This window comes from Thioalkalivibrio sp. HL-Eb18 (assembly GCF_000364985.1).
Lineage (GTDB): Bacteria > Pseudomonadota > Gammaproteobacteria > Ectothiorhodospirales > Ectothiorhodospiraceae > Thioalkalivibrio.
Map to the genome: position 1 here is coordinate 101,880 of NZ_KB822970.1, position 6,188 is coordinate 108,067.

Genomic DNA, 6,188 nt, shown 5'->3' on the forward strand with positions numbered 1-6,188 from the left:
CGTCCGTCCGCGTTATGCGTCCACGACCTCGCCGTTCGATCGGAAGACACGCACCTTGCGGCCGTCTTCCAGGGTCTTGAACGACACGCGATCACCCTTGTCGGTTGCCGGGTTGAAGAGCATCACATTGGAGACATCGATCGGCATTTCCTTCTCGATGATCCCGCCACCGATCCCGCGCTGCGGATTCGGCTTCTGATGCTTCTTCACCATGTTGATGTTCTGGACCAGGACCTTGCCTTCCAGCACCTTGATGATGGTGCCGCGACGGCCCTTGTCCTTTCCTGCGATCACGACGACGTCGTCGCCTTTGCGAATCTTATTCATGACGACCTCACAGCACTTCCGGGGCGAGGGAGATGATCTTCATGTACTTCTCCCCTCGCAGTTCACGCGTCACCGGCCCGAAGATACGAGTGCCGATCGGCTGATGCTGATTGTTCAGCAGCACCGCCGCATTGCGGTCGAAACGAATGATCGAACCATCGGGGCGCCGAACACCCGCGGCGGTGCGCACGACGACCGCATTGTAGACGTCGCCTTTCTTGACTTTGCCTCGCGGGATGGCGTCCTTGACGCTCACCTTGATCACATCGCCCACGCGTGCATAGCGACGGTGCGAGCCACCCAGCACCTTAATGCACTGGATGCGACGGGCGCCGCTGTTGTCGGCGGCCTCGAGAACGGTCTGCATTTGAATCATGACTTCTCTCCCAGCGGCCGATTAGAGCGCGTCGTGCCCGACCACTTCGATCAGGGCAAAGCGCTTCTGCTTGGACATCGGCCGGCACTCACGGATACGCACCCGGTCACCCATGCGCGAGACATTTTCCTCGTCATGGACGTGCAGCTTGGTGCTGCGCCGAATGAACTTGCCATACAGCGGATGACGCACGCGGCGTTCGACCAGGACCGTGCGGGTCTTGTCCATCTTGTCGCTGATCACGCGCCCAACGACGGATCGCTGGGTTTTGGAGACTTGCTCGGTCATCTTCTTAGCCTGCCTTTCGTTCGTTCATCAGCGTCTTGATCTGCGCGATCTCGCGCCGGACCTTGCCCACCCGATCGGGGCGCGCCAGCTGGCCGACGGCCTTCTGCATGCGCAGCCCGAACTGCTCCTTGTAGAGCGCCTCGAGCTCGGTGTTGAGCTCGTCGTCGGATTTCTTTCTCAGTTCGCTCGCTTTCATCACATCACCTGCCGACGGGTAAACACCGTCTTCACCGGCAACTTGGCGGCCGCCAGACGCATCGCCTCACGCGCCACGTCCTCGTGCACACCTTCCATTTCGTAGAGCATGCGACCAGGCTGCACCTTGCAGACCCAGTACTCGACGCCGCCCTTACCCTTACCCATACGGACTTCAAGCGGCTTCTTGGTCACCGGCACATCCGGGAACACCCGGATCCAGATCTTCCCGCCACGCTTGATGTGGCGGACCATCGCGCGACGCGCGGCCTCGATCTGGCGGGCCGTAATGCGGCCCCGCTCGACGGCCTGCAGGCCGTATTCGCCGAAGCTGACCTTGGCGCCGGTCGAGGCCATGCCTCGGTTACGGCCCTTGAACTGCTTGCGGAACTTGGTTCTTTTTGGCTGCAGCATGATCTTTCAGTCCTAGCTCGCGTTGGCGGCGGCACGGGTCCCTTCGGTCGGCTCCAGGCCAAAGACCTCGCCCTTGAAGATCCACACCTTCACGCCAATGATCCCGTAGGTGGTCCGCGCTTCCGCAAACCCGTAGTCGATATCGGCTCGCAGGGTATGCAGCGGCACGCGGCCTTCGCGGTACCATTCGGAGCGCGCAATCTCGGCGCCGTTCAGGCGGCCAGACACGTGCACCTTGATGCCCTGGGCCCCAAGGCGCATCGCGTTCCCGACGGCGCGCTTCATCGCACGCCGGAACATGATGCGGCGTTCCAGCTGCTGGGCGATCCCTTCGGCGACCAACTGGGCCTCGATCTCGGGCTTGCGCACCTCTTCGATGTTGATCTTGACCGTTCCTTTCTCCAGCCCGGTCTCGCGTGCCACATCCTGGCGCAGCTTCTCGATGTCCTCGCCCTTCTTGCCAATCACGATCCCGGGACGCGCGGTCTGAATCGTAATGTGCGCGGCCTTGGCCGGGCGCGAGATACTGATGCGGCTTACCGACGCGTGGGCCAGTTTCTTCTGCAGAAACTCGCGCAGCTTGATGTCGTTGTTCAACGTTTCGCCAAACTCGCGACCGTCGGCGTACCAGGTGGCCGACCACGGGCGAGAGATGCCCAGGCGGATGCCGGTCGGATGTACTTTCTGACCCATGCTTAGGCTCCCTTCTCGCTGACGCCGATGACGATATGGCTGGTACGCTTGAGGATGCGGTTACCGCGGCCCTTGGCACGCGCATGCATCCGCTTGAGCACCGGCCCTTCATCGACCTGGATGCGCGAGATGCGCAGCTCGTCGATATCAGCGCCGTCGTTGTTCTCCGCGTTCGCGATCGCCGACTCCAGCACCTTCTTCACAATGGCAGCCGGCTTCTTCGCGCTGAACGTGAGCTCGTTGAGCGCCTCCTCGACCCGCAGGCCCCGCACCTGGTCAGCGACCAGGCGGGCCTTTTGCGGGGAGATCCGCGCGAAACGCAGTTTTGCAATCGTTTCCATCGTTCGTCCTCAGCGCGACTTCTTGTTCGCGATATGACCCTTGAAGGTCCGCGTCAAGGCAAATTCGCCCAGCTTGTGGCCCACCATGTTCTCGTTGACGAGGACAGGCACGTGCTGCCGGCCGTTGTGGACGGCGATGGTCAGCCCGACCATTTGCGGGATGATCATCGAACGCCGAGACCAGGTCTTGATCGGTCGACGATCGCTCTTCTCGACCGCGTCTTCCACCTTCTTGCGCAGGTGATGGTCGACGAACGGGCCTTTCTTCAGTGAACGCGGCATGCTGGGACTCCGTTACTTCTTACGCCGACGCACGATCATGCCGTCGGTACGCTTGTTATTGCGGGTCTTGTAACCCTTGGTCGGACGACCCCACGGGGTCACCGGATGACGGCCGAAGTTGCGGCCTTCGCCACCACCATGCGGGTGGTCGACCGGGTTCATGGCGGTACCACGCACAGTCGGACGAACACCCTTCCAGCGCTTCGCGCCGGCCTTGCCGTACTTCTTCAGGCTGTGCTCGGAATGACCGACTTCGCCCACCACGGCGCGGCACTCGGACAGGACGCGGCGCATCTCGCCCGAACCCAGGCGCAGGGTCGCGTGCTGCCCTTCACGGGCCACGACCTGTGCGGACGTCCCGGCGGACCGGACCATCTGGGCGCCCTTGCCGGGCTTGAGCTCGACACAATGGACCGTGGTACCGACCGGAATCGAGCGCAGCGGCATCGCGTTGCCCGGGCGAATCGGGGCCTGGTTTCCACTCGCGACCTGGTCGCCCTGGTTCAGACCCTTCGGCGCGATGATGTAGCGACGCTCGCCGTCGGCGTACAGCAACAGGGCCAGGTGGGCGCTGCGGTTCGGATCATACTCCAGACGCTCGACCCGCGCCGGCACGTTGTCCTTGTTGCGCTTGAAGTCGACCACGCGGTAACGCTGCTTGTGCCCGCCCCCCACGTGCCGCGTCGTAATACGGCCCGTATTGTTACGGCCGCCGGTGCGGGTCTTTTTCTCGACCAGCGCGGCATGCGGCGCACCCTTGTACAGGTTGTCGCCACGGATCTGTACCGCGTGACGACGACCGGCCGAAGTCGGATTCGTCTTGATAATCGCCATGACTAGACCTGGTCTCCTTCACCCATGTCGATGCTCTCGCCTTCGGCCAGCGCGACATAGGCCTTCTTCCAGTGATTGCGGCGCCCGAAGAGGCGGCCAAAGCGCTTCTTCTTGCCCTGCTGGTTCAGGGTGCGGACATTCTCGACCCGCACCTGGAACAGATGCTCGACCGCCGCCTTGATCTCTTCTTTGCTCGCATCAGGCAGCACGCGGAAGACGTACTGACCGACTTCGCCGGCCATGGTGGATTTCTCGGAAACCACCGGGCCCTGAATTACCTGCATCAGACGCGCATTCATGCCAGCCACTCCTCAACCTTGCGGATCGCCGCCTCGGTCATCACGACCGTCTCCGCGCCGACCAGGTTGGCCGGGTTGATGCCGGCCACGTCGACGACGTCGATGTGCGGGACGTTACCCAGCGCACGAGCGGTCATGTCATCGGCCTCGGCGAGAACGACCAGCCCCTTCGCGAGACCCAGCTCCTTGAGCTTGGCCACGCCGTCGCGGGTCTTGCCCGATGCCACCGCGAAGTCAGCCACCACCTTCAGCCGCTCCTGACGGACCAGCTCGGAGAGGATCGAGGCCATCGCGGCGCGATACATTTTCTTGTTCAGCTTCTGCGAAAAGTCCCGGGTGCGCGCGGCGAAAACCTTCCCGCCACCGGTCCACAGCGGACTGCGGATCGTACCGGCCCGGGCGCGGCCCGTACCTTTCTGGCGAAACGGCTTCGCACCACCGCCGCTCACGTCGGAGCGCGTCTTCTGCGCACGGGTTCCCTGGCGCTGCCCCGCGAGGAACGCGACCACGCTCTGGTGGACCAGCGACTCGTTGAAGTCGCGCTCGAAGCACACGGGCGACAACTCCACGCTGGCACCGGTATCGGCTGTCGTTACTTGCATTGTCTTCAACCCTTCGCCTTGACGGCCGGACGAATCATCACGTCAGTGCTGGGCGCACCCGGCACCGCGCCCTGGATCAGCACGAGGCTGCGATCCGCATCCACCCGAACAACCTTCAGGTTCTGGATCGTCTTGCGCTCGGCGCCCATGTGGCCCGCCATCTTCTTGCCCTTGAACACACGACCCGGGCTCTGGTTCTGCCCGATCGAACCCGGGGCGCGGTGCGCCAGCGAGTTACCGTGGGTCGCGTCTTGCGTGCGGAAGTTATGACGCTTGACCGCACCCTGGAAACCCTTGCCCTTGCTCTGAGAGGTCACGTCAACGACCTGACCTTCCTCAAAGCGATCGACCGTGATGGCGTCACCCGGGGCCAGGCCCTCGAGCTCATCCGCCTCAACACGGAATTCCCAGAGACCGCGCCCAGGCTCGACCGAGGCCGCCGCATAGTGCCCTGCTTCGGGCTTGCTGACCCGGGACGCCTTGCGTGCGCCGGCCGTCACCTGGACCGCGTTGTAGCCGTCGCCTTCGCTGCGCTTGATCTGGACCACGCGATTGTTGTCCACCTGCAGCACAGTCACCGGCACGGAGACGCCGTCGTCAGTGAAGACGCGGCTCATGCCTAGTTTGCGACCGATGAGTCCAATGGCCATTGCAAAACCCCTTCCGTATCGAACGGCGCTGGCAAGCGCCCTAAAGCCGTGGCCCGGCGAACAATCCCGCCGGGCCACGGAAAGCCCAATAGTATGGCAGAAAGTTACGAGTTAGTTAAGTCGAATCTGAACATTCACGCCGGCGGCGAGATCCAGCTTCATCAGGGCATCCACGGTCTTGTCGGTCGGATCGAGGATGTCCATCAAGCGCTTGTGCGTACGCAGCTCGTACTGGTCTCGCGCGTCCTTGTTGACGTGCGGCGAGATCAGGACCGTGTACGACTCACGCTTGGTCGGGAGCGGGATTGGCCCCTTCACGCGGGCGCCCGTGCGCTTCGCGGTCTCGACGATCTCGGCCGCGGAACGGTCGATCAGTCGATGATCAAAGGCCTTCAGGCGAATTCGGATACGCTGGTTTGCCATCTCACTCACTCAATAATCTTGGATACGACGCCGGCGCCGACGGTACGGCCGCCTTCGCGAATCGCAAAGCGCAGACCATCTTCCATCGCGATCGGGCTGATCAGCGACACGGTCATCTTCACGTTGTCACCCGGCATCACCATCTCGGTGCCTTCCGGCAGCTCCACCGAACCCGTCACATCGGTCGTGCGGAAGTAGAACTGCGGGCGATAACCATTGAAGAACGGGGTATGACGACCACCCTCGTCCTTGCCCAGAATGTACACCTCAGCCTCGAAATGCGTGTGCGGCGTAATCGAACCCGGCTTGCACAGCACCTGACCACGCTGCACTTCGTCGCGCTTGGTACCACGCAGCAGAATGCCCACGTTGTCGCCCGCTTCGCCCTGGTCCAGCAGCTTGCGGAACATCTCGACACCCGTGACGGTGGTCTTCTGGGTGTCGCGGATACCGACAATCTCGAT

The 6,188-nt window shown here is 62.8% G+C and carries 14 protein-coding genes; all 14 read right to left on the minus strand.

Annotation, left to right across the window (positions count from 1 at the left end):
* Window positions 1-12: 12 nt before the first annotated feature.
* A complete protein-coding gene (gene rplX, locus F813_RS0109595; RefSeq protein WP_012983521.1) occupies window positions 13-327 on the minus strand; it encodes a 50S ribosomal protein L24 in 315 nt (104 codons plus the stop codon).
* Window positions 328-334: 7 nt separating this feature from the next.
* Window positions 335-703 carry a 50S ribosomal protein L14 gene (gene rplN, locus F813_RS0109600; RefSeq protein ID WP_012983522.1) on the minus strand — a complete coding sequence of 123 codons (369 nt, stop codon included), beginning with the start codon at window positions 701-703 and terminating at the stop codon, window positions 335-337.
* 21 nt (window positions 704-724) lie between these two features.
* Window positions 725-991, minus strand: a complete 267-nt coding sequence (gene rpsQ, locus F813_RS0109605) for a 30S ribosomal protein S17 (protein WP_012983523.1) — start codon at window positions 989-991, stop codon at window positions 725-727.
* Window positions 992-995: 4 nt separating this feature from the next.
* Window positions 996-1,187 (minus strand): 50S ribosomal protein L29, encoded by a 192-nt coding sequence (gene rpmC, locus F813_RS0109610; RefSeq protein ID WP_017926380.1) that lies wholly within the window; start codon window positions 1,185-1,187, stop codon window positions 996-998.
* Complete coding sequence (gene rplP, locus F813_RS0109615) at window positions 1,187-1,600, minus strand: 50S ribosomal protein L16 (RefSeq protein WP_012983525.1); 414 nt, start codon at window positions 1,598-1,600, stop codon at window positions 1,187-1,189. Before rplP ends, rpmC begins: the two co-directional genes overlap by 1 nt.
* A 12-nt stretch (window positions 1,601-1,612) precedes the next feature.
* On the minus strand, window positions 1,613-2,293 hold the full coding sequence (rpsC, locus tag F813_RS0109620; RefSeq protein ID WP_012983526.1) for a 30S ribosomal protein S3: 681 nt from the start codon (window positions 2,291-2,293) through the stop codon (window positions 1,613-1,615).
* Window positions 2,294-2,295: 2 nt separating this feature from the next.
* Window positions 2,296-2,634, minus strand: coding sequence for a 50S ribosomal protein L22 (gene rplV, locus F813_RS0109625; protein WP_012983527.1), 339 nt, complete (start codon window positions 2,632-2,634; stop codon window positions 2,296-2,298).
* A gap of 9 nt (window positions 2,635-2,643) precedes the next feature.
* Window positions 2,644-2,916 carry a 30S ribosomal protein S19 gene (rpsS, locus tag F813_RS0109630; RefSeq protein WP_017926381.1) on the minus strand — a complete coding sequence of 91 codons (273 nt, stop codon included), beginning with the start codon at window positions 2,914-2,916 and terminating at the stop codon, window positions 2,644-2,646.
* Between the two features lie 12 nt (window positions 2,917-2,928).
* Entirely contained in the window at window positions 2,929-3,750 is an 822-nt protein-coding gene (rplB, locus tag F813_RS0109635; protein WP_012983529.1) for a 50S ribosomal protein L2, read from the minus strand.
* Between the two features lie 2 nt (window positions 3,751-3,752).
* The gene (gene rplW, locus F813_RS0109640; RefSeq protein WP_012983530.1) at window positions 3,753-4,049 is read right to left on the minus strand and encodes a 50S ribosomal protein L23; all 297 of its coding nucleotides are present in this window, start codon (window positions 4,047-4,049) and stop codon (window positions 3,753-3,755) included.
* Window positions 4,046-4,651: a 50S ribosomal protein L4 gene (gene rplD, locus F813_RS0109645; protein ID WP_012983531.1), complete on the minus strand. Its 606-nt coding sequence runs from the start codon at window positions 4,649-4,651 to the stop codon at window positions 4,046-4,048. Before rplD ends, rplW begins: the two co-directional genes overlap by 4 nt.
* A gap of 5 nt (window positions 4,652-4,656) precedes the next feature.
* A complete protein-coding gene (gene rplC / locus F813_RS0109650; RefSeq protein WP_012983532.1) occupies window positions 4,657-5,301 on the minus strand; it encodes a 50S ribosomal protein L3 in 645 nt (214 codons plus the stop codon).
* Between the two features lie 111 nt (window positions 5,302-5,412).
* On the minus strand, window positions 5,413-5,724 hold the full coding sequence (gene rpsJ, locus F813_RS0109655; protein WP_012983533.1) for a 30S ribosomal protein S10: 312 nt from the start codon (window positions 5,722-5,724) through the stop codon (window positions 5,413-5,415).
* 5 nt (window positions 5,725-5,729) lie between these two features.
* On the minus strand, window positions 5,730-6,188 hold a 459-nt coding region (locus tag F813_RS0109660), incomplete at its 5' end, for an EF-Tu/IF-2/RF-3 family GTPase (protein WP_017926382.1).